24 protein-coding genes and 1 other RNA gene are annotated in these 25,239 nt (G+C 54.5%); 9 read left to right on the forward strand and 16 right to left on the reverse strand.

All coding sequences use genetic code 11. The features are described 5' to 3' along the window. The first annotated feature begins 39 nt into the window (after positions 1–39). The 3 genes from FHR99_RS07765 to FHR99_RS07775 are packed head-to-tail and all read left to right on the forward strand — an operon-like array spanning position 40 to position 2,488. The gene (locus FHR99_RS07765; RefSeq protein WP_183409935.1) at positions 40–447 is read left to right on the forward strand and encodes a sugar 3,4-ketoisomerase; all 408 of its coding nucleotides are present in this window, start codon (positions 40–42) and stop codon (positions 445–447) included. Next, entirely contained in the window at positions 447–1,547 is a 1,101-nt protein-coding gene (locus FHR99_RS07770) for a DegT/DnrJ/EryC1/StrS family aminotransferase (RefSeq protein ID WP_183409936.1), read from the forward strand. The genes FHR99_RS07765 and FHR99_RS07770 overlap by 1 nt, the downstream gene beginning before the upstream one ends. A gap of 17 nt (positions 1,548–1,564) precedes the next feature. Then, positions 1,565–2,488, forward strand: a complete 924-nt coding sequence (locus tag FHR99_RS07775) for a glycosyltransferase (protein ID WP_183409937.1) — start codon at positions 1,565–1,567, stop codon at positions 2,486–2,488. Positions 2,489–2,515: 27 nt separating this feature from the next. On the opposite strand, the gene FHR99_RS07780 is transcribed toward FHR99_RS07775, so the two are convergent. From FHR99_RS07780 to rfbA, 6 genes are read right to left on the reverse strand one after another with little or no spacing between them, the layout of a single operon-like run. Further along, the gene (locus FHR99_RS07780) at positions 2,516–3,343 is read right to left on the reverse strand and encodes a rhamnan synthesis F family protein (protein WP_343067451.1); all 828 of its coding nucleotides are present in this window, start codon (positions 3,341–3,343) and stop codon (positions 2,516–2,518) included. A gap of 54 nt (positions 3,344–3,397) precedes the next feature. After that, positions 3,398–4,366, reverse strand: coding sequence for a glycosyltransferase (locus FHR99_RS07785; RefSeq protein WP_183409939.1), 969 nt, complete (start codon positions 4,364–4,366; stop codon positions 3,398–3,400). A 24-nt stretch (positions 4,367–4,390) separates the two neighbouring features. Next, a complete protein-coding gene (gene rfbB / locus FHR99_RS07790) occupies positions 4,391–5,452 on the reverse strand; it encodes a dTDP-glucose 4,6-dehydratase (protein WP_183409940.1) in 1,062 nt (353 codons plus the stop codon). A gap of 33 nt (positions 5,453–5,485) precedes the next feature. Then, on the reverse strand, positions 5,486–6,343 hold the full coding sequence (gene rfbD, locus FHR99_RS07795; protein WP_183409941.1) for a dTDP-4-dehydrorhamnose reductase: 858 nt from the start codon (positions 6,341–6,343) through the stop codon (positions 5,486–5,488). Beyond that, positions 6,343–6,891, reverse strand: coding sequence for a dTDP-4-dehydrorhamnose 3,5-epimerase (gene rfbC / locus FHR99_RS07800; protein WP_183409942.1), 549 nt, complete (start codon positions 6,889–6,891; stop codon positions 6,343–6,345). The genes rfbD and rfbC overlap by 1 nt, the downstream gene beginning before the upstream one ends. Beyond that, on the reverse strand, positions 6,888–7,769 hold the full coding sequence (gene rfbA, locus FHR99_RS07805; protein WP_183409943.1) for a glucose-1-phosphate thymidylyltransferase RfbA: 882 nt from the start codon (positions 7,767–7,769) through the stop codon (positions 6,888–6,890). The genes rfbC and rfbA overlap by 4 nt, the downstream gene beginning before the upstream one ends. A gap of 119 nt (positions 7,770–7,888) precedes the next feature. Here rfbA and FHR99_RS07810 point away from each other — a divergent pair, with 119 nt between their 5' ends. Further along, positions 7,889–8,770 (forward strand): glycosyltransferase family 2 protein, encoded by an 882-nt coding sequence (locus FHR99_RS07810; RefSeq protein WP_183409944.1) that lies wholly within the window; start codon positions 7,889–7,891, stop codon positions 8,768–8,770. A gap of 1 nt (position 8,771) precedes the next feature. Further along, positions 8,772–9,734, forward strand: a complete 963-nt coding sequence (locus FHR99_RS07815) for a glycosyltransferase family protein (RefSeq protein WP_183409945.1) — start codon at positions 8,772–8,774, stop codon at positions 9,732–9,734. 3 nt (positions 9,735–9,737) lie between these two features. Here FHR99_RS07815 and FHR99_RS07820 read toward each other — a convergent pair whose 3' ends face one another. The 8 genes from FHR99_RS07820 to tfpB are packed head-to-tail and all read right to left on the reverse strand — an operon-like array spanning position 9,738 to position 20,841. Continuing rightward, positions 9,738–10,637 (reverse strand): glycosyltransferase, encoded by a 900-nt coding sequence (locus FHR99_RS07820; protein ID WP_183409946.1) that lies wholly within the window; start codon positions 10,635–10,637, stop codon positions 9,738–9,740. Further along, positions 10,631–12,034 (reverse strand): lipopolysaccharide kinase InaA family protein, encoded by a 1,404-nt coding sequence (locus FHR99_RS07825; protein WP_183409947.1) that lies wholly within the window; start codon positions 12,032–12,034, stop codon positions 10,631–10,633. The genes FHR99_RS07820 and FHR99_RS07825 overlap by 7 nt, the downstream gene beginning before the upstream one ends. Beyond that, a complete protein-coding gene (locus tag FHR99_RS07830; protein WP_246386472.1) occupies positions 12,027–13,178 on the reverse strand; it encodes a glycosyltransferase family 4 protein in 1,152 nt (383 codons plus the stop codon). The genes FHR99_RS07825 and FHR99_RS07830 overlap by 8 nt, the downstream gene beginning before the upstream one ends. Further along, positions 13,139–14,140 carry a lipopolysaccharide heptosyltransferase RfaC gene (rfaC, locus tag FHR99_RS07835; protein ID WP_183409948.1) on the reverse strand — a complete coding sequence of 334 codons (1,002 nt, stop codon included), beginning with the start codon at positions 14,138–14,140 and terminating at the stop codon, positions 13,139–13,141. The genes FHR99_RS07830 and rfaC overlap by 40 nt, the downstream gene beginning before the upstream one ends. Further along, a complete protein-coding gene (gene waaF, locus FHR99_RS07840) occupies positions 14,140–15,189 on the reverse strand; it encodes a lipopolysaccharide heptosyltransferase II (RefSeq protein ID WP_183409949.1) in 1,050 nt (349 codons plus the stop codon). Before waaF ends, rfaC begins: the two co-directional genes overlap by 1 nt. An 8-nt stretch (positions 15,190–15,197) precedes the next feature. Beyond that, positions 15,198–16,127 (reverse strand): branched-chain amino acid transaminase, encoded by a 930-nt coding sequence (locus FHR99_RS07845; protein WP_183409950.1) that lies wholly within the window; start codon positions 16,125–16,127, stop codon positions 15,198–15,200. 27 nt (positions 16,128–16,154) lie between these two features. After that, the gene (gene glnE, locus FHR99_RS07850) at positions 16,155–19,034 is read right to left on the reverse strand and encodes a bifunctional [glutamate--ammonia ligase]-adenylyl-L-tyrosine phosphorylase/[glutamate--ammonia-ligase] adenylyltransferase (RefSeq protein WP_183409951.1); all 2,880 of its coding nucleotides are present in this window, start codon (positions 19,032–19,034) and stop codon (positions 16,155–16,157) included. A gap of 28 nt (positions 19,035–19,062) precedes the next feature. Next, positions 19,063–20,841 (reverse strand): type IV pilus assembly ATPase TfpB, encoded by a 1,779-nt coding sequence (gene tfpB / locus FHR99_RS07855; protein WP_183409952.1) that lies wholly within the window; start codon positions 20,839–20,841, stop codon positions 19,063–19,065. A 153-nt stretch (positions 20,842–20,994) separates the two neighbouring features. Here tfpB and FHR99_RS07860 point away from each other — a divergent pair, with 153 nt between their 5' ends. Both FHR99_RS07860 and FHR99_RS07865 read left to right on the forward strand, forming a co-directional pair. Beyond that, positions 20,995–21,675 carry a TIGR00153 family protein gene (locus FHR99_RS07860; protein ID WP_425488615.1) on the forward strand — a complete coding sequence of 227 codons (681 nt, stop codon included), beginning with the start codon at positions 20,995–20,997 and terminating at the stop codon, positions 21,673–21,675. Between the two features lie 26 nt (positions 21,676–21,701). Then, positions 21,702–22,964, forward strand: a complete 1,263-nt coding sequence (locus tag FHR99_RS07865; protein ID WP_183409954.1) for an inorganic phosphate transporter — start codon at positions 21,702–21,704, stop codon at positions 22,962–22,964. A 9-nt stretch (positions 22,965–22,973) separates the two neighbouring features. On the opposite strand, the gene FHR99_RS07870 is transcribed toward FHR99_RS07865, so the two are convergent. Next, positions 22,974–23,600 (reverse strand): 2OG-Fe(II) oxygenase, encoded by a 627-nt coding sequence (locus FHR99_RS07870; RefSeq protein ID WP_183409955.1) that lies wholly within the window; start codon positions 23,598–23,600, stop codon positions 22,974–22,976. 132 nt (positions 23,601–23,732) lie between these two features. Here FHR99_RS07870 and ssrS point away from each other — a divergent pair. Both ssrS and FHR99_RS07880 read left to right on the forward strand, forming a co-directional pair. Then, positions 23,733–23,912, forward strand: a non-coding RNA gene (ssrS, locus tag FHR99_RS07875) — 6S RNA. 73 nt (positions 23,913–23,985) lie between these two features. After that, positions 23,986–24,570, forward strand: a complete 585-nt coding sequence (locus tag FHR99_RS07880) for a 5-formyltetrahydrofolate cyclo-ligase (protein WP_183409956.1) — start codon at positions 23,986–23,988, stop codon at positions 24,568–24,570. A 9-nt stretch (positions 24,571–24,579) separates the two neighbouring features. Here FHR99_RS07880 and ribA read toward each other — a convergent pair whose 3' ends face one another. Further along, the gene (ribA, locus tag FHR99_RS07885; protein ID WP_183409957.1) at positions 24,580–25,170 is read right to left on the reverse strand and encodes a GTP cyclohydrolase II; all 591 of its coding nucleotides are present in this window, start codon (positions 25,168–25,170) and stop codon (positions 24,580–24,582) included. Between the last annotated feature and the right edge of the window lie 69 nt (positions 25,171–25,239).

Raw genomic sequence — 25,239 nt, forward strand, 5'->3', positions numbered from 1 at the left:
AGAAGAACGGAACGACAAGGTCGACCCCGAGAGCTATAAATGAGCCTTAAAAACTGTAGACTTATCGAGCTTCCCAAAATCCAAGATCACCGAGGAAACCTGACGTTTATCGAAGAAAATCGCCACATCCCTTTCGATATCTCTAGAACCTATTACCTCTACGACGTCCCTGGAGGAGGAAACCGCGGAGGCCATGCACACAAAGCCCTAGAACAGCTCATTATTGCAGTCGCAGGAAGCTTCGATGTTCAGCTTGATGATGGCTCAAAAAGGCGCACGATTACGCTGAATAGGCCTTACCAAGGCCTATACATATGTCCTATGATCTGGCGCGAACTCGACAATTTCTCCTCGGGCTCAGTCTGTCTAGTACTTGCCTCAAACCTGTACGATGAAGACGATTATTATCGAGACTACGATAAATTCTTGACGGACTCCCAAAAGTAATGACTAAAGTTCGCTTCTTCGATTTCGACGCCTTCCACCAACCAATCCTTCAAGATATAGAAGATGCAGCAATCCAAGTTATCCGTTCGAATCATTATGTCGGAGGAGAAACACTTGATAAATTTGAGGACGAATTCGCTGAGTACGTCGAGTCCTCATACGCCGTAGGCGTTTCAAGCGGCTTAAGCGCCATTCACCTGGCACTACTTGCTTCGAATATAGGTCCTGGTGACGAAGTAATCGTACCTTCAAATACGTTTATAGCAACCTGGCTGGCTGTCTCTCACTGTGGCGCGACGCCTGTACCCGTTGAGCCAGACAGTCTCAATCACTTAGTAGACCCCGCCCAGATCGCCAACAAACTTACTTCCAACACAAAGGCTATTATCCCTGTACACCTGTACGGACAAACAGCCGATCTGGACCCGATCATCGAACTCGCCAAAGCTCACAACCTGGTAGTGATAGAAGATGCTGCACAAGCACATGGTGCTTATTACAAAGGGCGAAAGATAGGCGGAATTAGTCACATGACGGCCTGGAGTTTCTACCCTGGAAAAAACCTTGGAGCTTTAGGCGATGCAGGCGCCGTCACTACTAACTCACTAGAGTTGAGAGATCGCCTAGTCTCACTGCGGAACTATGGATCCACAAAACGATACGTAAATGACTCCATTGGCTACAACTGCCGCCTAGACCCAATACAAGCGGCCATACTATCAGTCAAACTCAAACATTTAGACACATGGAATACCCAGCGCCAGAACAATGCAGACTATTACAGTAGGCATATAACAAACAAAAGCTGCCAACTTCCAACCACTCCAATATGGTCAACACCCGTCTGGCATCAGTATGTTATTCGGTGCAATCATCGGAATGAACTGCAATTCTGGCTCGCAAAGCATGAGATCGAAACACTGATTCACTACCCTATCCCCCCCCACAAACAGCTAGCTTACCGCCATCAATCCTTTAGCGGGCTTGAGACAGCAGAACAACTGTCAAATCAAGTTCTCAGTCTTCCGATCTACCCAGGAATGACAACCAAACAACTCGAATCCGTGGTGAATGCCATAAATGCTTTTTCACCTAGTTAGCCCATAGGTTATACCGTATGAAGCCTAGAAATATCCCCGCCAGCTTAATTCTCTTTGCATACAACCAAGAAGACTACATCGAAAGTGCTGTACATTCAGCACTATCTCAAAACTATGAACCACTCGAAATCCTCATAAGCGACGACTGCTCTTCCGACAAGACTTTTTCTCTGATCGAGAAAATTACAAAAGACTATTCGGGCAGACACTCCGTAAAAATAAATCGAAATGAACAAAACCTCGGACTGATCGAGCACATAAATAAAGCCTTCAGCATGGTCACTGGTGAAATCATTGCAGTTGCAGCCGGCGATGACATTAGCCTACCAGACCGAGTTAATCAGATTGTCGAGGCGTACCTACAAAACAATGAAAGACCGACCTTGGTACATAGCAGCGCAATCCAGATAGACCACCAAGACATTGAAGCCGGCGAAATAAAACCAGAATGGGGAATCAGTGAGCCTCAAATAGCACATTCAGCCCTTTCCCCTGCACTTTACATAGGTGCTACCGCAGCGTACTCGAGATCACTACTTGCCTTATTCCCCCCCATACAGAACAAAAGGACCTACGAAGACTTGGTATGGGGATTCCGCTCAGCTCTAGTCAAGGCAGTGGTTTACATCGACAAACCACTAGTAAAATACAGAACAAACGTAGGTATCTCATGGAAACTACATGAAGGTAAGAGCCCACAAGAAAAAAAGGCGTCCAGATTAAATAAACTAAGGCTTTATAGAGAGGTCTTGAAACAGAGAGTTTGCGACTCTCAAAGTATTGATTACCCGAATAAGGCAACAATTGAAAAGAAACTCCACCGGGAAATGCTAAAGACAAGCATCCAGATCAGCTTATTAGAGACCCCTCTAAAGTCTCTAATCTATTTGGCGATACATCCAAGAATCTACCTACGCCAAAGGAAAAAGCTGACTTCATAGACAACAGGTTGACTAAAACAATGCTCGTCACTTCAGGTAATCCTGAATATCATCATACACTGGAAACCTCTCCAGATACCTATGAATGCGCCCCAAGTTCATGCCTAAAGGATTGTCTCTCAGCAACTGAACCTTTACAAAAGGGACACCTGACTCGATAAGACTTCTCCAATGGCTAAGCGAAGGATTCCCAACATCGCCTCGAAGCGCCCGCTTTGAGAGCTGAAAGTAACCTCGTCCTTTATTCTTCCCGTTGCGGAACACTGCCAATAAGCGCTGCCAGCCTCTCAACTCTTTAACATCGTAATATGCGCCAATCCTCCAGTGTTCAGCCAACAGCATATGACTCAAACCTACCTCATACTTCCTTACGATGCTGCTCTTGCAGTCCTCTTGCACAACACTCGATAAGAATCGAGCCAGCACTCCATCTTTAATCAAGCGACTACTAAAGCAAAGAAAATAACTTTGCAAGTGATATCCAAGCTGCATCGAACTACTCAAGCCTGCACAGTCCAACCCCGACTCGTCCAGCCAACCAAATATACGATCCATACTGTAGAGAGGCCCAAAAACACTATCATTCATTAGAATCACCTGATCGTATTGATCAGGCTTATCCAACACGCCTAATGCCACATGCCAACTTTTGAAGTCGTATCCCACATTCTCTCTTGAAATAGCCAAATCACAGAACGGTCTTACACTAGACAAATCAATACTCTTCCCTGAAGCGGACACGAAAATTATCGTCTCAGCATAATGTGTCAATTCGCGAATCAAGCGGAGAACATGAGAGCCAACAACTCCATCTCGAGAATAGCTCGCAAAAAGAATGGCTCGTCTAGTCATCATTCAACACCAAACCAGCACAAACTAAAAAAACCAGAGAGCAAATGCACCCACCCATCAATATCTGCAAAGCCTATAGAGACGCTTGAGCCAAACGCTCTTTCGAGAAGAAAAGTAAAACAAAGAACGAGCGATCGGCAGCAACAAGATAAATAATTTTAGGTCAAAAGTTTGCCTAGCAGGCCCCTCAAGGAACTTATTATCGAGGTGCCTTTCTATGGCATGGAACCTACTTCTATCTTTGGACCTAAGGGACACAGAGCCACAACTACGACTAAGGAGCTTCGAGGTTTCTCGTAGCATTACCAATTTTTTCCTATTTCGCGAAGTGTCTCTTCTACTAACTTTTTTTGCCACTATCTGGTTATTGGAGTTACTCTCGTGCTGCCTATGAAGCACCAATTCCCGATCAACATACGCGATACCATTTTCCGATGCCGCGACCAGCGCAATCTGTTGGTCATACATCGGAACATCAGCAAAGGGAAGCACACTGGCTAAGAGCTCACGCCTGAACAACATTGCATGTCCAGATACGCAGTTGTCCATCATTAGAGCTTTGTAGTTTGTTCCTATATCCAAGTCTGCACCGCCAATAAACTGGCTCATCGTGATACCAATTGGATGCCCCACTTCATCGATCAATGCGCTATCACAGTATGAGGCAGAGAAGCCCTGAATATAGGAGTTTAATATCGACAATTTCTCGGTGTGCCATATGTCATCTTGGTCACAAATCGCTATTATCTGACCTCTAGCCTTTGACAGACCATTACTTAAATTTCCGTGTATCCCCCTACGCCCTTCGTTGGGATAAACACGGACATTTTCGTTCTCCGCAGCATACTGATTAACAATCTCTAACGTCTCATCATTGGAGCCATCGTCTGATATCACAACTTCTATATTAGGGTAATCCTGCGAGAGCACACTCCTGATCTGTTCACCTATGTAGCGCGCACCATTGTACGAGATGAGGACTACGCTAATTAGCGGATTCTTATTTTCATCCACTGCCTCTATCATAGATATTCCCTTCTCTATTAAATTCTACGCTACAAGTTTAATCCACCATCTCTCATTCTCAAGATACCAATTGATCGTAGCCTGTATACCCTCTTCGAACTGAAATGCCGGCACATAGCCCAATTCACTGGTAGTTTTTCCACAGTCGATCGCATAACGTCGATCATGCCCTGCCCGGTCTGCCACGAAGGCAATGCTGTCGACGCTCTTCTTGCCCTTCGATGCTGGAGCGTCCGGATAGCGCGCTTGTAGACTCGGATCCTGCTCAAATGCCGCATCCAGTTTTTCACAAAGCACCCGAATCAGCTCAAGATTATCCCACTCGTTATTCCCACCGATATTGTAAACCTCACCAGGAACACCTTTCTCAAGTACGGCTTCAATACCTCGAGCATGATCTTCAACATAGAGCCAATCACGAATGTTTTTACCGTCGCCGTAAATTGGAATCTGCTTGCCACGTAGAAGATTGGTAATCGCCAGCGGGATCAGCTTTTCGGGAAAATGATAGGGGCCGTAATTGTTGGAGCAATTACTGGTTGTCACGTCCAAACCATAGGTATGGTGATACGCACGAACCAAATGGTCTGAGGCAGCCTTGCTAGCCGAATACGGTGAGTTTGGCTGGTATTGGTTTTCTTCAGTAAACGCCGGATCATCGGGCAGCAGCGAACCATATACCTCATCTGTACTCACATGATGAAATCGATGGGGCATGCCATCACCGGCCAACCAGACACTGCGCGCGGCTTTCAACAGGGAATGCGTCCCCAACACGTTCGTCTCGATAAAGGCATCTGGCCCTGTGATCGAGCGATCAACATGACTCTCAGCAGCAAAATGAACAATCGTATCGAGTTGTCTATCACGCAACAGGCTTTCCACTAACGCCGTGTCGTTGATATCGCCATGTACAAAAGTAAAGCGTGGATTATCTTCCACAGACGCCAGACTGGCGCGATTACCGGCGTAAGTCAGCGCATCCAGCACGACTACTTCGTCGCCGGGGTGCTGCTTCAACCAGTAGTGAACGAAGTTGCAGCCAATAAAACCGGCACCACCGGTTACCAATAATTTTCGTAACATTAATCTAATCTACCGTCTTTAAATTCAATCATCTTATTTGAGCTTGCGGACCTGCTCACGCAACGCGACCTGCCAATGCACAGCTGGCCACTCTATGGCCGTAAGCAGTTCACGCGAATCGAGCACACTAAACGCTGGTCGCTTTGCAGGTGTGGGGTAATCGGAAGTAAGTATTGGCTTTACTTCAACCGCTCTCGATAGCAAGCCTGCCTCGCGAGCCTCATGATAAATTGCACTTGCAAAGTCATACCACGAGGCAACACCCGCGTCGGTGTAATGCCAAATACCCGACAGCTGTTTATCTAGCACTCGCCACAATACATTGGCCAAATTGTCAGCCGAAGTCGGTGCACCAATCTGATCGCTAACGACACCCAGCTCATCCCGCTCAGCCATCAAACGCAGCATCGTCGACATAAAATTCGCAGCACCGGCTCGGTATACCCACGCGGTACGTACTATCGCCGACTGGGGGTAAATCGTAAGTATCGCTTCCTCACCCTGCCGCTTGGTTTTACCGTAAACCCCCAGTGGATTACATATATCTTCGGGCAGATACGCTGACGTCTTGTCACCCCCAAACACAAAGTCCGTCGAGACATGAACAAAAGGGATGGCCAAAGTCTTAGCTGTTTCAGCCATTTTTTCTACGGCATCAACATTCAGCTTTCTCGCCTGCTCGGCTTCAGATTCAGCCTTGTCCACCGCGGTATAGGCGCTGGCATTGATTATTGCGTCTGGCCCGTAATCGCTCAGAACGGGGGTAATGTTTTCTGTTTTCGACAGATCCAAGTCAGCCCGCCCCCAGGCGGCCGCCTCTATTCCTTCAGGGCAGCTTTCCAGCAAGGCCTGCGCCAGTTGACCGCTGCGCCCCAGTATCAACACGCGCATCAGTCAAAGGCCTCTGCGTCCACGAACGGCACGCCTTGAGCATCCTTGGCTGATAGCTCAGGTTCCCCCGTATCCACCAGAGGCCACTCAATACCCACCTGCTTGTCGCTCCATAACAGACTGCGCTCGTGTTCAGGTGCATAATAGTCCGTGCATTTGTAGTGAAAATCTGCCGATTCAGACATCACATAAAATCCGTGGGCAAAGCCCGGTGGCACCCAAAACTGACGATGATTCTGGCCACTCAGCACTACACCGTACCACTGACCAAAAGTCGGGGATGAACGACGCATATCAACGGCCACATCAAACACTTCACCATGCGTCACCCGCACCAACTTCCCTTGCGGTTGTTTAATTTGGTAGTGCAGGCCGCGCAACACGCCCTGACGTGATCGGCTGTGGTTATCCTGCACAAACTCGCCTTCTACGCCCGCCTCGCGGTAGCGCTCCGCCTGCCAGGTTTCACAGAAAAAGCCGCGCTCGTCGCCAAAGACTTTCGGCTCGATGACAAGGAGGCCTTCAATTTGCGTCGTCTGTACCTTCATTGGGGCGTTCCCGGCTGTACGATTTTCTTGAGATAAGCGCCGTAACCGCTTTTCTCGGTTTCTCGGGCAATTTCAAGCAAGTTTTCAGTTGTTATATAGCCTTTGCGCCAGGCAATTTCTTCTGGGCAGCAGACTTTCAAACCCTGCCGGGCTTCGACCACACGTACAAAGTTGGCCGCATCCAGCAGGGACTCATGGGTCCCTGTATCCAGCCAAGCCGTTCCGCGGGGCATAAAATTCACCCGGAGGCTGCCTTGACTGAGGTAGACATTGTTAACGTCGGTGATTTCCAGCTCGCCACGAGACGAAGGCTTGATATTTCGCGCAATATCCACCACCTGATTGTCGTAAAAATAGAGTCCAGTGACGGCGTAGTTTGATTTAGGGCTTTTCGGCTTTTCTTCAATGCTGGTGACATTGCCCTGCTCATCGCAGGCGACCACGCCGTAGCGCTCAGGATCATCCACATAATAACCAAAGACTTCAGCGCCCTGCTCCAGCTTGCTGGCGGCCTCCAGCTGGGTGCCAAAACCACTGCCATAGAAGATATTATCGCCAAGCACCAGCGATACGCTGTCGCTACCGATAAATTCTTCACCAATGATGAAGGCCTGAGCCAGCCCGTCCGGACTGGGCTGAACGGCATACTGCAGACTGATACCCCACTGACTACCATCTCCCAACAAATGCTGAAAGTGGGGCGCATCCTGAGGTGTGGTGATAATCAGAATATCGCGGATTCCCGCCAACATCAGTGTCGACAGGGGGTAGAAAATCATCGGCTTGTCGTAAACCGGCATCAGCTGCTTGCTGACGGCCTTGGTCAGAGGGTAGAGGCGGGTACCGCTGCCGCCTGCTAGGATAATACCTTTTCTCATTGTGCTGAAATTGGGCCTGAAAAATTAAGCCCGGGATTATCTCACTTTATGGGCCGAAGTAGCACCCCGCCGCGCTCATGCCGTAGAATTCCGGCTCACCCTCAGCAAAGACAGCCCCTATGGACAACCCCAGCCCTGATTCTGGCCATCAACCCTTGGTAACAGTGGCGCTGTCATGCTACAACCACGAGAAATACATCGGCGAAGCCGTCCTCAGCATTCTGCGGCAAACCTACCCTCAGGTAGAGTTGTTGGTTTACGACGACGGCTCATCTGACAGTAGCGTTGCGATCCTGCAGTCACTGGCAGATCAGCACGGCTTTTTCTTTCAGCCGCAAGCCAATATCGGCCTATCGGCCACCCTGAATCAGGCACTGGAAAGGGCCAAAGGCGAATATTTCTTTCAGATGGGCTCTGACGATATCGCTTTTCTGGACAAGATCGAAAAGCAGGTCAGCTTTCTGGAAGCCAATCCCGAATTTACCGTCTGCGGCGGCAATGCTCTGTATATCGATGGAGACGGCACCCTCCTGAACAAACGTCAGGTCTTCCACCCGGCGCGAGAGCTCGTATTCGAAGACTTCTTTGAAGGCCGCAAGCCGGGTTTCGCCGCTTCAACAGCGCTGGTTCGCACAGAAGCCATGCGCAAGGTGGGTGGCTACCGCCCGGATATCCCACTGGAAGATATCTACATGTGGATGAAGCTATCGTCGGAGGGCTACCGCTTCTACGCCCTCAACGACATCATGCTCTACTACCGCAAGCATGGCAGCAACACTTATAAAAACACAGCCTTTATGCGCGATTGCATCAGCAAAACGTTACGTGAATACAGCGACCACCCCAGTTTTGAGGCGGTCTACAGCAAAGAGATGAACAGCCTGTTCCTGACCGCAGCCAAACAAAAGCAGAAGCCCTTGGCTCGGAGCATTTTGAAGGAAATACAACCTCGCTACTTCACCCGAAAAACCCTGCGCGGCATGCTCCGCCTGTTGTTCTGATATGAGCGAACCCCGCATTCTTCTGCTCGGCCAGCAGGACAGAGATATCGACTTTAGCTGGCTATACAGTTACGTGCAGCGCCAGCCCGGCGCAACGGTTGCCTCGCTTAACAAAAAAGAGATCAAGGCACTTCCGCGAACACTCCGACGACTCAAACCTCGCCAGTATGATCGCATTATCCTCGACCTGCCGTTTGCCAAAGTTCACCGTTTTGCCAAGCAGCTCCAAACACTACCCGGCCTGATCATTTTCGAGGAGGACGCCTGCCAGAACTTTCTCGAGCAATCGCGCTGGAAGGGCGCCTTTGCCGACTACTACAGGCAGCTACCCCACGCACAGATCATACTCAGTGGCTACGCGACCGGACAACGATTCCGCCAGTTGGGCATAGAGAACGAAGTTATTCCCAAGGGCTTCGACGCCTCAACATTGCAAAACCACAATACAGCTCGCGATATCGAGATCGGCTTTATTGGCCGGGTACAGTCGGCGGTGTACAGCCAGCGCCGTGAGCTATTGGAGGCTGTTGATCAGGCATTAGGAGTCCATCTGCTGCGCACGGAGAGTCGTGAGGATTATCGCGACACCCTGAACCGAATTCGGATTTTCCTCAGCGCTGACGTCGGCATTGGCGAGTACATGGCCAAAAACTTTGAAGCGATGGCCTGCGGCTGTGCCGTGGTCGCCGCTCGGCAGGGCAGCGGCGAGGAAGAGGCGCTGGGCCTAGTTGATATGCAGAATATCGTGCTCTACGACTCAGCCGATGAAGCCATCCAGAAAATACGAGAACTGCAGACAAAACCGGAATTGCTCTCGATGATCGCAGAAAACGGCGAAGCCCATGCTCGCGCAAGTTTCAGCCACCAGCACATTGCAGATCGACTAATGGAGCTTGCCCGCAAGCCCATGACGATGGAGCCGGCGCGCGCACCAAGCTGGTGGGAAAAGCTAACAGGTTTTTAAGCTTCAGGCTTTAATCTTACAGCTCAGGTACTTCAACAGATACTCCGGCTTGCGCAGGCAGGCTTTCCAATCCGCTTGCCAGGCCAGTTTGAAATAGTCGCAAGCCTCTGGGTAGCGCTCCGCGCGCTTGCAGATACGAAATACGGACAGGGCCCGCCGAGCTCGGTAATGCGCACGATACTGCTGAAACTCAGAAGGCAGGCGCTCGGGGTTAAAAACTTCGTCTACCAGAGACAAACCAACCGCCAGCGCCGTATCCGCATTGTGGCGCATACTCCCCGCGTGCTTGTAAATCCGCGTTGTAGGCTCACTGAGTCCCACTGCCTCGAAATTCGCCAGACACTGGGCAAAGACGGGTATATCTTCGGTCTGACGCAACGCGGGATTATACGATACCAGCCCAAACACACGGCGATGCATCGCCACCGCACCATTGCTGATTGAGAGCCGTTTGTACAGATAATCCAGAAACCGCTGCTGCGGCACTTCGGCAACGTGCACCGAGCCGCCGCTTACCATTCGACCATCATCAAACACCGAAACGGTCGGCGCAATCAGGAGCCCAGCATCCGGATGCGACTCTGCACCAGCTCGAAAAACCGCCAAGGCATTCGCCTCGAAAGCATCGTCCGCATCCAGAAAAATCAGGTAGTCGCCCCGAGCTTCCTTAACACCCCGATTTCTTACTGCGGCAAGCCCGGCGTTGTCCTGATGAATCACCTTCAGCGTCAAAAAATCCTGCGTAATACGATCCAGAACCTGCGGTGTATCGTCAGTGGAGCCGTCATCGATCACAATAACTTCAAAATCATCGCCCGCCTGCTCACAGGCCGAGCGCACCGCGCGCTCCACCACCGCGCCATAGTTGTAGGCTGGAATGACAATCGAAAAGCGGATCACCACGCTGGCTCCTGCCCAATGAGCAGCCGCTTAAACTGACGCTCAACGCCGGGGTGGGCATACCAGTTCCGCAAAAAACGCTCGCGGTCTTTCTGGTGGCAGCGCTTGAAGTTACTCACTGAAGACACCGCATGAAGCACATCCAGATCAATCAACTGCACTCCCTGATCCGTCACAAGAAAATTGGTCGCTTTTAAATCGCCGTGACAAAGTTGCAACTCCCGCATTACTCGAAAGGTCTCGCCGACATCTTGAAGCTCCGCTTCCGTCGGCTCTCGCTGGGTGAAGGCATCCAGCATTTCGTCACCGCCGACATCTTCGGTAATCAGGTAGGCCACTCCACGTAGCGGACCACGCCGCTGCTCCAGCAAGACCAGTGGCGCCGGGGTCCGGATACCCGCCATCTGCAACAAATGCGCGGCGCGCCAGGCATTGCTGGCCCGGGTTTCGCGAAACAGGCGGCGCAGCCTGTGCCCCGTGCTTTTGATGTTATAGCGCTTGATAATCACTGGCCGGCCGGCCAGCTCGGTGCGTACCACCGTGGCGCTATTGCCGTCTTTCAGCATCTCTGCGCGCACCATCACACTGTCTGGCGCGGCCTTGAACTGCTCTATCCAGCTTTCATCTAGCCCGCGTTTAAAGGCGAGAAACCAGCCACCATCTCGGCGGACAACAATTTCCGTGCAGGTGCGGTAGATTTTTTCCAGATACTTATTGGTGCGAACCCACCAGCCTTTACGCGTTTTTTCATGGAGCAGGCGCCGCGCTTTTTCCTCAGCGATATCCAGCGACAACGGCAGGTAAGGGCTCTCCAACAGCGCCTGTCGCTCACGCCAGGGGAACTGGGCAATGAAAGCCGCGAGATTATCCAGTGACTTCTCGACCGACAAAGCGCCCTCGACGGCTTTCAGCGAGGCGTTGTCGACGATATACATCTTGCCATCGGCGAGTAGAAAGTTATCGAAGTGGATATCATCCTGCCAAATACCGGCGCGGTGCATACGGGCCAGCAGTTCACAGGTTGCCGCCAGAAAAGCGTTGCGACGCTCGCCTTGCAAACCCGCTCCGAGAGACTCGGCACCCTCCAGCTTTTCATATACCACCGCGAGCAGACCATCATCCAAGCCGCCCGCCCAAAGCAACGCTGGCGCGGGCAAGCTCGCTTTCTGCAGCGCATTGAAACCGGCAATCTCTGCCTGCTGCTCTCGCTCGGCAGAGGGCAGAAACAGTTTGGCCACAACCGCACGACTCCCCCACTGTCCGGAAAAAGTTGCGCGTTTGCCCGGCAGCAATCTCAGGCTTTCCTCAAGCACCAATGGCTCACCGTCGAGCTCATAGCCAATAGGAACTGTGACCTGCCAATGCTTGGCTTCCAATGTCCCGCGGAGTGCCTCAGTCATAAGCTTTCTCCAGAAATTCTGCAGCGCGCTGCGGCATGCTGAAAATATCCGACGTCTCTGCGAAATGGCGGCCACGCTCACGCCAGGGCTCGGCCCGCGCCTCGACAATGGATTTCAGGGCCGTATCAAGTAGCGCTTGATCAAAGGGGCGTTCAATCACCGCCCCCATGTCCTGCTCTTTCACGTAACGCGCATAACCACAGGCATCTGTTGTAATCACAGGTAGACCAGCAACCATCGCCTCAAGCAAAACCGTGCCGGTGTTTTCCCGATAAGCGGGGTGCAGCAAAACGTCACCCGCCCAAAGATACTCGCTGACCGCATCAACACCACCAAGGAACTCAACCGATTCGGAGACGCCGAGCTGAGTGGCCAGCTTTACAAATTTCTCCGCGCGATCCTTGCCCAGAATCAGCAGGCGGCTTTTGGGGCGCGAAGCCTTTAATTCAGAGAACGCGCGAATGGCACGATCCAGCCCCTTGGTACGAAAGCCACTGCCGACGAACAGCACAAGGGTTTCGTCGTCTTGCCAGTCGAACTTTTTACGCAGTAAGGCCCGGCGCTCGTTGTAATGGTCCGGCATGATGCGATCGCGGCGAATGCCGGGCGGCAAAAGGTGGAGACGATTGTCCGGCGTGTTGTAATACTGTTGATACACCGCTTTTTCCGGTTCGGAGATAAGCAGAACTTGCGTTGCTGCAGACGGGGAAAATACCGCTTCCTCCATCCGCTGATATTGGCGGGCGCGCGGCAGAAAGCGGTAGTAGGCTCCGCGCTCTTCGTAGATCTTGGCAGCGAAGCAGCTGTCGGCGGCGTAATACACATCCAGCCCCGGCATTTTGTTAAAACCCACGAGACGATCAATGTCGCTTGCCGCCACCGCGGCGGGCAACGCGTCAGCAAAGGAGCGATCGCGGGCGTGATTGGTCAGGCCCGCAACCGGGACTTCCACGACCGCGATATCGTCGGGGCGCTCCCCTTCCCATTTACCGCAGAAAACCGTAACACGATGGTCGCGCTCGATGCAGGCACGGGCGATAGCCAGCATATCGCGCTGCAAGCCCCCAAACGGGAAAAACTTGAACAGCGCAAAGCCGAAATGCATCAGGCGCTCTCCTTTAGCAGTGCCGTCAACGCCTGCCATACCCGGCGCGGTGTAAGTGAGGTCATCACCACCGGATCAGTCGCCGGCAACTCGCCTCGCGGAAAGTCGCCCGCCAGCAGATGGCATTGATTGGCACCATAGGTACCCACCAGATCTGGCGAGGTAGGGCCGTAGAGAGCAACCGTCGGCCGGTTAAGGGCCGCAGCCAAATGACCGAGACCGGTATCCACCGACACCACAAAATTGGCGTATTGAAGTTCAGCCGCCACTCCCTGCAGATTGAGGCGGGGGAGCACTTTTACCTGATCGGTTAGCGCGGCAAGACGTTGCGCGCGCTCACGCTCTGCATCGCTTCCCCACGGCAAGCGGATTTCATAACCCGCATCAACTGCCTGCTTGCATAATTCCAGCCAGTAGGTTTCCGGCCAGTGTTTGTCATGCCGGGTCGTACCATGCAAAAACACGGCGTAGGGCTCGCGCTCGCCGCCGAGTTTAAACTTGCTGCAATCAATGGCGTAGTCGCCACGACTTGTCGGTCGGTCGTAATTCAGGGCCGCCGCAAACAACTGACGGGTTCGCTCAACCGCGTGCTGCTCACGCGGAATATGAAATTTGCGATGATAAAACCAGGCTGCAATTTTTTCGCGTACAGTCTCGCTGTCCATGCCGGCGCGGGGAGCTTTCACTAGGCGCATCAGAATTGCGCTCTTGAGCAGACCCTGTGCGTCAATCACCAGATCGTAGTTTTCCTTGCGAATCTGGGTTTTGAAGGCCTTCCACTCAATGCCTTTCACCGCCGCCAAGGGCGATTTCCGCCAGCGTCGAATGGCGACCGGAATCACTTTATCAACCGCCGGATGCCAACCCGGTATTTCAGCAAAACCCTCTTCCACCACCCAGTCAAAGACAATCCCGGGGATTGCGGCGGCAGCATCGGTCAGTGCCGGCAGGGTATGAACCACATCGCCCATCGACGAGGTTTTGATAATCAGTACACGCATCAGATCAATTCTTTACTGACCGGCCCGTCGACCAAGAGAGCATCCAGCGAGCGGATCACCCGCGCCGGCTCGAGATCAACGAGACATTTGAGATGCCCCAGCGGACATTCACGTTTGAAACAGGGCCCACAGTCGACAGGAATCTGCTCGACCGCAACGCGCTCAGCCAGCGGCGGCGTAAAACCGGGAGAGGTGGAACCGTACACCACAGCAAGCGGTCGCCCGAGGGCCGCAGAGATATGCATTAGCCCCGAATCATTAGACACAACCGCTGTTGCCTGCGACAGGATATCAATGGCCTGACCCAGAGAGGTTTTTCCGCACAGGTTCACACAGCGTGCTGCAGCGGTTGGTGGCAGTGCGGAACGAATTCGCTCAGCCACATCGGAGTCCTTGGCGGAGCCCATCAATACCACCTGCCAACCACGCCCGACGTACTCTGCGGCTACCGCAGCGTAGTGCTTGTCAGGCCAGCGCTTGGCCGGGCCAAATTCAGCGCCGGGGCACAGTGCCAGCACCTTGCCTGCCAGCCCCTTTTCCTCCAGCAATTTTGCTGCCGCCTTCTGATCAACGGTCAGGGCCGGGCGAGGAATCGGCTGAGGCAATACCGCACCTTCCGGCAGAGCCAGCGCCACAAAGCGCTCTATCATCAGCGGATAATGGGCTTTGTTCAGCTTGCGCACATCATTGAGAAGGCCGTAGCGCATTTCTCCGCGCCAGCCGGTGCGCTGGGGGATCTTGGCAAAGAAGGGAATCAAGGCCGATTTAAGGGAGTTCGGCAGCACAATGGCTTGATCATACCCGGCCTCACGCAGCTCACGACCGATACCCAGGCGTGTGCCAAGCTGCAGCTGACCATGACCGACCGGCATGCTCAAGCCCTTGCGCACTTCCGGCATCCGATCAAGAAGGGGTTTGCTCCAGGCCGGCGCCAGTACGTCTATCTCACAGCCGGGATGAAGTTGGCGCAACACCTTGAACAGGGTCTGCGCCATCACCATGTCACCGACCCAGGACGGGCCGATGATAAGTATGCGACGGTTCGACATGAGCCCGATCAGTCAGCGACCGGAGCAAGCCACTCGGCACGGAAATTACCCCGCCCCTTTACCGCATCGAAGTACGCATTTTGCAGCTTCTCGGTAATCGGGCCACGCTTGCCTTCGCCGATGCGACGACCGTCCAGCGACTGGATGGGCAGAACTTCTGCCGCCGTGCCAGTAAAGAAGGCCTCATCCGCAATATACACTTCGTCGCGGGTAATGCGCTTTTCGATGATCTCGTAGCCGTGATCTTCGGCCAGTGCGAACAAGGTGTTGCGAGTAATGCCGTCGAGACAGCTAGTCAGCTCCGGCGTATAGAGTTTGCCTTCGCGAACAATAAAGATGTTCTCGCCAGAGCCTTCCGCTACGTAACCTTCGTTGTCGAGCAACAGGGCCTCTTCACAACCGCTGTCCAGCGCCTCTTTCAACGCCAGCATGGAGTTGATGTAGTGACCGTTGGCCTTCGCCTTACACATGGAGATATTGACGTGATGGCGAGTATAGGACGAGGTGCGAACCTTGATGCCGTTGATCTTGGCTTCCGGTGACATGTAAGCCGGCCAGTGCCAAGCTGCTACGATGACATGGGTTTGCAGATTGTCTGCTCGCAGGCCCATGCCTTCGGAACCAAAGAACACCATCGGTCGCAGGTAGGCTTCTTCCAGGCCGTTTTCACGGACCACAGCGCGCTGAGCCGCATTCAGGTCGTCCTTGGAAAAAGGCACTGTCATATTCAGGATGTGAGCCGAACGGAACAGGCGATCCGTGTGTTCTTTTAAACGAAAAATTGCCGTGCCGTGGCTGTCGGTTTTATAGGCGCGCACCCCTTCAAACACCCCCAGACCATAGTGCAGGGTATGGGTCAGCACATGCACCTTGGCCTCGCGCCAGGGCACCATTTCACCATCAAACCAAATCACGCCATCGCGATCAGCCATGGACATTGCAGAGTCTCCTCAAGAAAATTCGTTTTACGCTTCGCCCGGTACCATCCAGTGCTGCCACTGATCCAGCACCTGCTGGCGCTGTTCCATGACCTCGGCCAGGGGCACAACCCCCTTTTCCTCCTGCAGGCTTGAGCGGTGAACAAAACTGCGGAAAGTCTTGTAGGCATCAATCAGAGCAAGCGCCTGGGATTCACTCAACAGGCCCTCGGCCTGCAGCGACTCCAGTATCCGGATATTGTCGGTATATCGCGTCAGCAAAGGGTACCGACAGGCCTGGGCGAGAACCGCATATTGCACCATAAATTCAATATCAACGATACCTCCAAGCCCCTGTTTCAGCTCAAAGCTTTCATTTTTTTTGCCTGCAGCGTCACTGGAAAGATGCTCACGCATGCGATCGCGCATCACGACCACCTCCTCCCTCAGGGCCGCTTCGTCTCGTTGCTGGGATAAAAGGTTGGCGCGCAGCTCGCCAAAGCGCGCGGCCAGCCCCTCACCCCCGGCGACCACCCGGGCCCGAACCAGAGCCTGATGTTCCCAGGTCCAGGCACTGGTGCGCTGGTATTCCTCAAAGGCGCGGAAAGACGACACCAGCAGCCCCGAATTACCGGAGGGACGCAGCCGCATATCCACTTCATAGAGCTGGCCGAGACCGGTATTGGTATTGAGGATATGAATCATGCGCTGGCCGAGGCGGGTAAAAAAGGTCGCCCCGTCAACGGGTCGTTTACCATCAGAAACGGCGCTACCTTCCAGATCATGAATAAAGACAAGATCCAGATCCGAGCCGTAACTCAGCTCCAAACCACCCAATTTGCCGTATGCGACCACCACAAAGGGCAGCTCTTGCTCACAACCGGGCAGGTTGCCGTGGCGGGCCTGAATATCCTGCCAGGCCAGTTCCAGCACATGGCTTAACACCACTTCTGCAATAGCCGACAGGTAATCGCTAACCTTCATCAGCGGCAAGGTGCCGACGATCTCCGAAGCCGCCACCCGCAGAATATGAGCCAGCTTGAAGTAACGCAGGGCCTCCATCTGCGCTTCCTGATCATCCCCCGGAATACGCAGCAGTTGCTGGCGCAGCTCACTATAGAGGCCGTCCTTGTCGGGTACGGAGTAGAGTGTGTCTTCGTTTAACAGCTCATCGAGCAACACCGGGTTGCGCGACAGCTGCCGCGAAATCCACGGGCTGGCATCGCACAAGCGCACCAGCCGGCTCAGGGCGCCCGGGTTTTCAATCAACAACACCAGATAGGCAGTACGGCGCAAAACCGCCTCCACCAAGGGCAGAATGCGCAGGTAACAACGGCCGGGCAGTTGTGCATCCGCGCAGGCATCGAGCAGACGCGGCAGAAAATCGTAGAGCCGCTCCCGACCAATGCTCTGCATCCGCTTTACCGTCCCGCCCTCCAGCATGGCTAGGGTCAGACGGGCAATTTCTTCCGCCTCATCGAAGCCAGCATCCTCAAGCTCTGCCAGCAGCGAGGCGTGATCGGCACTGTGCAACAGGTCTTCCCAGGGGCGCTCGGACAACTCAATCTCATCGCTCTCTTCCGGGTCGGCAATGACGGCCTCAAAGTGAGCTGTCACATTTTCGCGGTGCTGCTCAAGAGCCATGTAATAGGCATCCCAGTCGTCAAAGCCCATCACCCAGGCCAGTGCTGCGCGCTCCTTGGGTTCTTTGGGCAAATGCTGGGTTTGGCGGTCGAGCCAGGCCTGAATGGCGTGCTCACTGTCACGTAAAAAACCATAGGCAACCGTCAATTCTTGCACCGCATCCTGTGGCAGTTGCTCCAGCTCCAAGAGCTCATTCAGCACCACTAGCAAACGTCGCTCCTGCAACCCAGGTTCGCGCCCCCCCCGCACCAGCTGAAAACACTGGGCGATAAACTCCACCTCGCGAATACCGCCGCTGCCGAGCTTGATATTGTCCTGTAGCTGGCGCCGTTTCACCTCGCGCCGAATCATCCCCTTCATTTCGCGCAGGGCTTCAATGACCGAGAAATCGATATAGCGCCGGTAGACAAACGGCTTGAGGTCGGCCAGCAGACGCTCGCCAGCGTCGATGTCGCCGGCAACGGCGCGCGCCTTGATCATGGCGTAGCGCTCCCACTCCCGCCCCTGATCCTGGTAGTACTCTTCCATGGCATCAAAATTAATGACCAATGGACCGCTCTGACCATAGGGTCGCAGACGCATATCCATGCGGAATACAAAGCCGTCTGCGGTGCGCTGATCCAAACTGGCAATCAATCGCTGCCCCAGTTTGATAAAGAACTGCTGGTTATCGACCTGCCGGACGCCGCCGACGGTTTCGCCGGATTCGGGGTAGGTAAAGATCAGATCAATATCCGAGGACAGGTTCAGCTCACAGGCGCCGAGCTTACCCATGGCAATTACGACCAGACGCTGGGGCTCACCGCTGCGGCTGTGGGGCTCACCCCACTCCGCCGCCAGTTCCCGGTGGTGATAATCCAGCGCCAGCTGCAGGCAGCGATCGGCCAGCAGACTCAGATCGCGGGTGGTGGCCGTGGTATCGGCCAGCCGATTGAGGTCACGCCAGACAATGCGCAACCAATGACGATTGCGAAAACGTCGCAGAGCCTTATCCAGCTCGGCGGCCGAGGCCAGTTCACGGTCAAAGGCAAGCTCCGGCTGATCCGCGTCCAACTGACCCGCCGCCTGTAAATCAATAACGGCCTGCGGCTGCTGTCGCGCCAGCTCAAACCACGCTTGAGAGGCCGCCAGCACGCAAGCAAGACGCTGGGCAAAGTCCGTGTTTTCTACGGCGTTTTCATACCAGCTGCGCTGTTCATCGCTGCAGGCCTCAAGCAACTGCTGCCAATTGCGAGTGGCATCTTCGCGCAGAAGTTCCGGAACCGTATCGACAAGCAGAGCCATAACACTCCTTAACTAGGCAGGTGGTAGATCAGTTGCTTTGCGGGCTGGGGGCCACGCGCATTACTTCGGCAATGGTGGTTTCACCCGCAGCCACTTTCTGGGCACCGCTCAGGCGTAGGGTCTTCATGCCGCCTTTGACAGCCGCCTGACGCAGACCGGCAAGGTTCATGTCGGCATTGATCATATCTTTTACGCCATCACCCATAGTCAGCACTTCATAAATACCCTGGCGGCCATAAAAACCGGTGTTGCGACACTCCAGACATCCGTCGGCGCGGTGGACCTGTTTGGGATTCTCTGCACGCCAGGGCGCAATCAACTGCTGCCAGCCAAGAGGATCCGTTTCTTCAGGCTGTTTGCAGTGAGGACACAGGGTGCGCACCAGCCGCTGGGCCATTACCCCAAGCACGGTGGCCTTGAGCAGGTAAGCGGGCACATCCAGCTCCAGCAGACGCGTGATGGCACTGGGCGCATCGTTGGTGTGCAGGGTAGCAATCACAAGGTGACCGGTGAGCGCCGCCTGCACGGCCATTTCTGCGGTTTCACGATCGCGAATCTCACCGATCATGATAATGTCCGGATCCTGCCGCAGCAGGGCTCGCACCCCGGCGGCAAAGGTCAGGCCGATCTGGGAATGCACCTGCATCTGGTTAAAGCTGCCTTCCACCATCTCAATCGGATCTTCGATGGTGCAGACGTTGACGTCCGAAGTGGCAATCTGTTTCAGGCTGGAATAGAGAGTCGTGGTTTTACCCGAGCCGGTTGGCCCGGTGACCAGCACAATCCCGTTGGGCTGGCTAATCATGGATTGCCAACGCTTGAGATCCTCGCCGCGCAGGCCGAGCTGGTCAAAACTGCGCAGCAGCACCTCCGGGTCAAAAATCCGCATCACCAGCTTCTCGCCAAAGGCAGTCGGCAGCGTCGACAGTCGCAGTTCAATCTCACCGCCCTGCGGGTTTTTGGTTTTAAGCCGGCCGTCCTGTGGCCGGCGCTTCTCCGCCAAATCCATGCGCCCGAGAATCTTCAGGCGGCTGACCACCGCCGCCATGACGCTGGAGGGCATTTCGTAAACGTTATACAAAGCGCCATCAATTCGGAAACGCACATTGCCGATATCCCGGCGTGGTTCGATATGAATGTCACTGGCGCGCTGATCAAAGGCGTACTGCAGCAGCCAGTCGACGATTTTTACGACGTGACCGTCATTGGCATCCAGATCCTTCCCGCCCCCCATCTGCAGCAACTGCTCCAGATTGGTGACACCGGAATCCTTCTTCTCGGCACCCTGCACCCCCATCACCGAGTTGGAAAGGGTGTAAAACTCGACAGTGTATCGGGCAATATCCGAGGGTTTGGCCAGCACCTTGCGAATGGGTTTGCGCAGGGTCGGCGCCAGATTGTCCTCCCACTTGCGCTCGAAGGGGTCCAGCACCGCCACCACGACTTCTTCATCGGTGACTTCCAGCGCCAGAATGTTGTAGCGCTGGGCAAAGGCAAAAGACATCACCTCGGTCACTGCCGGCACATCGATTTTCAGCGGGTCGATATGTCGAAATTCCAGACCGCAGTGCTCGGCGAGCCACTGCATCAGAAACTCTTCGGTCAACCGGCGACCGGGACGCTTGAGGTTTTCCAAGTCGAAGTTGGCGATATGCTCCACCGGGTGCACCGGTTTGCCTTCGCGCTTGGAGGTAAAATGAGGGATGCGGCGAAAGTCGGCAGTCGAGATATAGCCCTCCTGCTCCAGCCGGTTCAGCAAATCTTTGACCGACAGAGGCCCGGACAGGGTTGAAGCCATGTTCTGCATGAATAATTCCCGCCTGTTTTTCACCGTATTATCACAGTCACCGCCCCATAATTACCAGAGCAGCCCAATGGCCTGCCTCGAAAGGCCTGACACGTCAACTGTTACAATTTGATGACAAGCCAGTATACTGGCGCCCTCGCGACTCAGGAGAGCATTATGGCCAGCAATCCTCTCACCAATCTGTTCGGCAAATCGCCGATCGCTCCCATCCAACAACACATGACCAGTGTGCGCGATTGCGCCCAGACACTGGGGCTGTTTCTGGATGCCGCGGTCGAGGGCGATTGGAATGCCGCCAAGGAACAACAGAAAGCCATCACAAAACTCGAACACGAAGCCGACAAGCTGAAAAAGCAGGTACGGATTCAACTGCCCAAGAACCTGTTTCTACCGGTACCGCGCTCGGATCTGCTCGATCTGGTGCGCATTCAGGACCATATCGCCAACCTGTCCAAGGACATCGCCGGTCTGATGCTGGGCCGCCAGATGGAAATTCCGGAAAAACTGACCGATCTGATGCGCGACTATCTGCAGTTGTCCATCGACACGGTCAATCAGGCCCACCGCGCTATCGACGAGCTTGATGAGCTGCTGGAAAGCGGCTTCCGCGGCCGCGAAGTCGACTTTGTAGAATCTCTGATCAACGAGTTGGATAAGCTCGAGCACGAAAACGACAAGGCCCAGGTCAAAATCAGAGCCGTCCTGTTCAAGCAGGAAGATTCGCTGCCCCCCGTCAATGTGATGTTCCTGTACAAGATCATCGACTGGGTGGGTGAACTCGCCAATGAAGCACAGAAAGTAGGCGCGCGCCTGCAGATTCTGCTGGCACGCTAACGACTTACGATTATTGGGGATAACACATGTCTGTTATTGCAGAACACGGCCATATTTTGCTGATTCTGGCCTGCCTGTTCGGCTTTTTCATGGCCTGGGGCGTGGGCGCCAACGACGTGGCCAATGCCATGGGGACCTCGGTAGGTTCCAAGGCACTGACCATCAAACAGGCGATTCTGATCGCCATGGTATTCGAGTTCGCCGGTGCTTATCTGGCAGGCGGTGAGGTCACCTCCACCATCCGCAAGGGCATCATTGATTCCTCGGTGCTAACCGATACACCAGAGCTATTGGTGTATGGGATGATGGCCTCCCTACTCGCAGCGGGAACCTGGCTGCTGATCGCCTCCATTATGGGCTGGCCCGTGTCCACAACGCACTCCATTGTGGGCGCGCTGGTCGGTTTTGCGGCAGTCGGTATCAGTGTCGATGCGGTCGCCTGGGGCAAGGTCGGTCAGATCGCTGCAAGCTGGGTGGTCTCACCCCTCCTCGCCGGGACCATCTCCTTCCTGCTCTTTATGAGTGCCCAACGACTGATTCTGGACGCCCCCGAGCCCTTTAAAGCCGCCAAGAAGTACATTCCCTTCTACATGTTTGCGGTGGGCTTCATTATCGCCATGGTCACCATGGTTAAAGGCCTCAAACATATCGGTCTGGGCCTGAGCTTTCAGGAATGCCTGGGTTACGCAGCGCTGGTCGGTCTGGTCATCATGGGGCTGGGCTACGTCCTGCTGAGCCGCATCAAGGAAGAGCCCATTACCGGTAACTTCCGCTACGCCAACGTAGAGCGCGTGTTTGCGGTACTGATGATTTTCACCGCCTGCGCCATGGCCTTTGCTCACGGCTCCAACGACGTGGCCAATGCGGTTGGTCCGCTCGCCGCTGTGGTGTCGGTAATCAATTCCGGCGGTGAAGTTGCCGCAAAATCAGCCCTGCCCTGGTGGATTCTGCTGCTCGGTGGCGGCGGTATCGTGGTGGGTCTGGCCACATACGGCTTTAAGGTTATCGCCACCGTCGGCAAGAAAATCACCGAGCTGACTCCCAGCCGTGGTTTTGCTGCTGAGCTGGGCGCTGCAACTACCGTTGTACTGGCTTCGGCCACGGGCCTGCCGATCTCCACAACTCACACGCTGGTTGGCGCCATTCTCGGGGTCGGTTTGGCCCGGGGTATTGCAGCACTGAACCTGCGCGTGATCGGCAATATCTTCCTGTCCTGGCTGATCACCCTGCCCGCCGGTGCCGCTTTGGCTATCGTATTCTTCTTTCTGTTCAAAGCGATCTTCGGCTGAGGATCGCCCTTATAGTATTTCCCGCACCCGGAACCAGCCCGCTACGCTGTAGCGCTGGCGCCGGGCTGGCTTTACCTCGTGGGGAAAACGCTCGCTGAGAAACAACACCAGACGCCCGAACAGGGGCGCTACGGTTTCCACCACATCCCCGTCAAAATTTCGATACATCACCAGTTCTCCGCCCCAATCCGGCGCCCAGGTCGGATTCAGATACAGCACACTCGACAGTATCCGGTTGGTCTGCCCGGCAAAGGCATCGAGGTGGGTTTTGTAAAATGCGCCCCGTTTATAGCGGGCAAAATGACACTCGAAATCAAACAGGCCAAGCATCAACCGCCGATTCAATTCCAGCCTCAGCTGCTCCATCCAATGCAAATATGCCGACTCCGCCGGGTAATCGTGATCCAGCCAGTGGATCGTGTCCGAGCGCAAACGCTCACTCACCCTGAAACTATCTTCACGGCCGACACCGGCCCGTTTGAAGCCCGCCCGGCTGCGTGGCCCAACCCGTTCATAGAGCGCCCACAACAGATCCTCGGGCACCAGTGAGTCACACAGGCTATAGCCGTCGCGAGCCAAGTCATCGGCGATCCGATCAAAGGCGTCGGGCAAAAACACAGGGGGCAAACTGTTCACGGCAGCACTCGCGAAAGGACGCGGCTTTTTAAGGCAAAAACCTGCGGCTGTCACGCAAATTCAAGCAAAGATTCACATTGTGAATCGTGGTTAGCCCCTATAGGTGGCCTACCGCCAGTGTTATACTCTGCAACGACCCTGGGGTATGCGTCAGGCCGCTAGATCCCTGAGCCGATGCTTTTTACCCAGGCTGTTTCCAGCCGTTGCTGTTGTGCATGCCCGCTTGACGGGAAGCCTGATGCGACGCGGAAACCGCCACCTTGAACCTCTGGGTTCAAGGGTCACGCGGCCAACGGTACCACCGGGGTTTTTATCTTCCGCCCGCTCTTTTTACCTCTATATTTTTCCGCTTGCTCGGCCTCTGGCCTTTGCGCACACTAAGCGCATGACTTCCCTGCAGAAATCTGAATTACGCCGCCAACTTCGCGAACGTCGCCGGAACCTTTCCGCTATCGAGCAACGCATCGCAAGTAAAGCGCTCGACCGCCAATTGCGCACGCTACCGGCGCTGCGCGAGGCCTCAAAGCTTGCCCTGTATCTGGCCAACGACGGAGAAATCTCCCCGGAGATCACCCTGCGACGACTCGCCCGCATGCGTCGACGCTGCTACCTGCCCTGCCTCAAAAACAAAGCCCTGCAATTCAGACGTTTTCGACCGGGGCAAACCCTGAAAAATAATCGCTTTCAGATTCCCGAACCGCCGCCGACCCGAGGCAGCGCTGTATCGGTAAACGCACTGGATGTGATCTTGCTGCCTCTGGTGGGTTTTGACCGAAAAGGGAATCGGCTTGGCATGGGCGGAGGCTTTTACGACCGGACGCTGGCCGGCCTGTCAAAAACAGACCGCCCGCTATTAATCGGGCTGGCCCACCACTGCCAGGAAGTCGAACAACTCCCGGTTCAGAGCTGGGATATCCCGCTGGATGCAGTAGCGACGGATAAAAGGGTGATCTGGCTGAAGAAGCGCTGACAGCGGCGATCAGTGATCGAACAGATGCCCCAGCTTGCCGGCCTTGGTAGCCAGATAACGAGCATTGTGGGGGTTTTCACCGATGCGCAGGGGCAGGCGCTCAACCACATCGATCCCGTGCTCGGTCAGGGCATTCACCTTGCGGGGATTGTTGGTCATCAGTTTGAGCTGGGTAATGCCCAGATGGTCGCACATGACCTTACACATGCTGTAGTCGCGCAGATCAGCGTGAAAGCCCAGTTTTTCGTTGGCCTCGACCGTATCAGCGCCGCCATCTTGCAGTTTGTAAGCGCGAATCTTGTTGAGCAGGCCAATACCACGGCCTTCCTGACGCAGATAGAACAGCGCACCACGACCTTCCGCCGCAATTTGCTGCAGCGCGGCCTGCAGTTGCGGGCCGCAGTCACAGCGCATGCTGAACAGGGCGTCACCAGTGAGGCATTCGGAATGCACACGGCCCAGCACCGGGCCGCCGGTGCTGACGTCACCCAGCGTCAACACGATATGCTCTTTCTGGTTTTCGCTATCCTCAAAACCATGAATATCGAATATGCCCCACTGAGTGGGCAGTTTGGAGGATTCGACAAACCTAAGGGACACGCTGAACTCCAGCCAGATTGCAGGGAGGCGCAATTCTAGCCTGATTGGCAGGCAAATTCGACCGCAATG

It is taken from the genome of Litorivivens lipolytica (assembly GCF_014191715.1).
GTDB classification, from domain to species: Bacteria; Pseudomonadota; Gammaproteobacteria; order Pseudomonadales; family Spongiibacteraceae; genus Litorivivens; species Litorivivens lipolytica.

Excerpts from the sequence above, each read along its gene's own strand:
- FHR99_RS07765 (WP_183409935.1), top strand. The coding sequence starts at position 40 with ATGAGCCTTAAAAACTGTAGACTTATCGAGCTTCCCAAAATCCAAGAT.
- FHR99_RS07770 (WP_183409936.1), top strand. The coding sequence starts at position 447 with ATGACTAAAGTTCGCTTCTTCGATTTCGACGCCTTCCACCAACCAATC.
- FHR99_RS07775 (WP_183409937.1), top strand. The coding sequence starts at position 1,565 with ATGAAGCCTAGAAATATCCCCGCCAGCTTAATTCTCTTTGCATACAAC.
- FHR99_RS07780 (WP_343067451.1), bottom strand. The coding sequence starts at position 3,343 with ATGATGACTAGACGAGCCATTCTTTTTGCGAGCTATTCTCGAGATGGA.
- FHR99_RS07785 (WP_183409939.1), bottom strand. The coding sequence starts at position 4,366 with ATGATAGAGGCAGTGGATGAAAATAAGAATCCGCTAATTAGCGTAGTC.
- rfbB (WP_183409940.1), bottom strand. The coding sequence starts at position 5,452 with ATGTTACGAAAATTATTGGTAACCGGTGGTGCCGGTTTTATTGGCTGC.
- rfbD (WP_183409941.1), bottom strand. The coding sequence starts at position 6,343 with ATGCGCGTGTTGATACTGGGGCGCAGCGGTCAACTGGCGCAGGCCTTG.
- rfbC (WP_183409942.1), bottom strand. The coding sequence starts at position 6,891 with ATGAAGGTACAGACGACGCAAATTGAAGGCCTCCTTGTCATCGAGCCG.
- rfbA (WP_183409943.1), bottom strand. The coding sequence starts at position 7,769 with ATGAGAAAAGGTATTATCCTAGCAGGCGGCAGCGGTACCCGCCTCTAC.
- FHR99_RS07810 (WP_183409944.1), top strand. The coding sequence starts at position 7,889 with ATGGACAACCCCAGCCCTGATTCTGGCCATCAACCCTTGGTAACAGTG.
- FHR99_RS07815 (WP_183409945.1), top strand. The coding sequence starts at position 8,772 with ATGAGCGAACCCCGCATTCTTCTGCTCGGCCAGCAGGACAGAGATATC.
- FHR99_RS07825 (WP_183409947.1), bottom strand. The coding sequence starts at position 12,034 with ATGACTGAGGCACTCCGCGGGACATTGGAAGCCAAGCATTGGCAGGTC.
- FHR99_RS07830 (WP_246386472.1), bottom strand. The coding sequence starts at position 13,178 with ATGGCAGGCGTTGACGGCACTGCTAAAGGAGAGCGCCTGATGCATTTC.
- rfaC (WP_183409948.1), bottom strand. The coding sequence starts at position 14,140 with ATGCGTGTACTGATTATCAAAACCTCGTCGATGGGCGATGTGGTTCAT.
- waaF (WP_183409949.1), bottom strand. The coding sequence starts at position 15,189 with ATGTCGAACCGTCGCATACTTATCATCGGCCCGTCCTGGGTCGGTGAC.
- FHR99_RS07845 (WP_183409950.1), bottom strand. The coding sequence starts at position 16,127 with ATGTCCATGGCTGATCGCGATGGCGTGATTTGGTTTGATGGTGAAATG.
- glnE (WP_183409951.1), bottom strand. The coding sequence starts at position 19,034 with ATGGCTCTGCTTGTCGATACGGTTCCGGAACTTCTGCGCGAAGATGCC.
- tfpB (WP_183409952.1), bottom strand. The coding sequence starts at position 20,841 with ATGCAGAACATGGCTTCAACCCTGTCCGGGCCTCTGTCGGTCAAAGAT.
- FHR99_RS07865 (WP_183409954.1), top strand. The coding sequence starts at position 21,702 with ATGTCTGTTATTGCAGAACACGGCCATATTTTGCTGATTCTGGCCTGC.
- FHR99_RS07880 (WP_183409956.1), top strand. The coding sequence starts at position 23,986 with ATGACTTCCCTGCAGAAATCTGAATTACGCCGCCAACTTCGCGAACGT.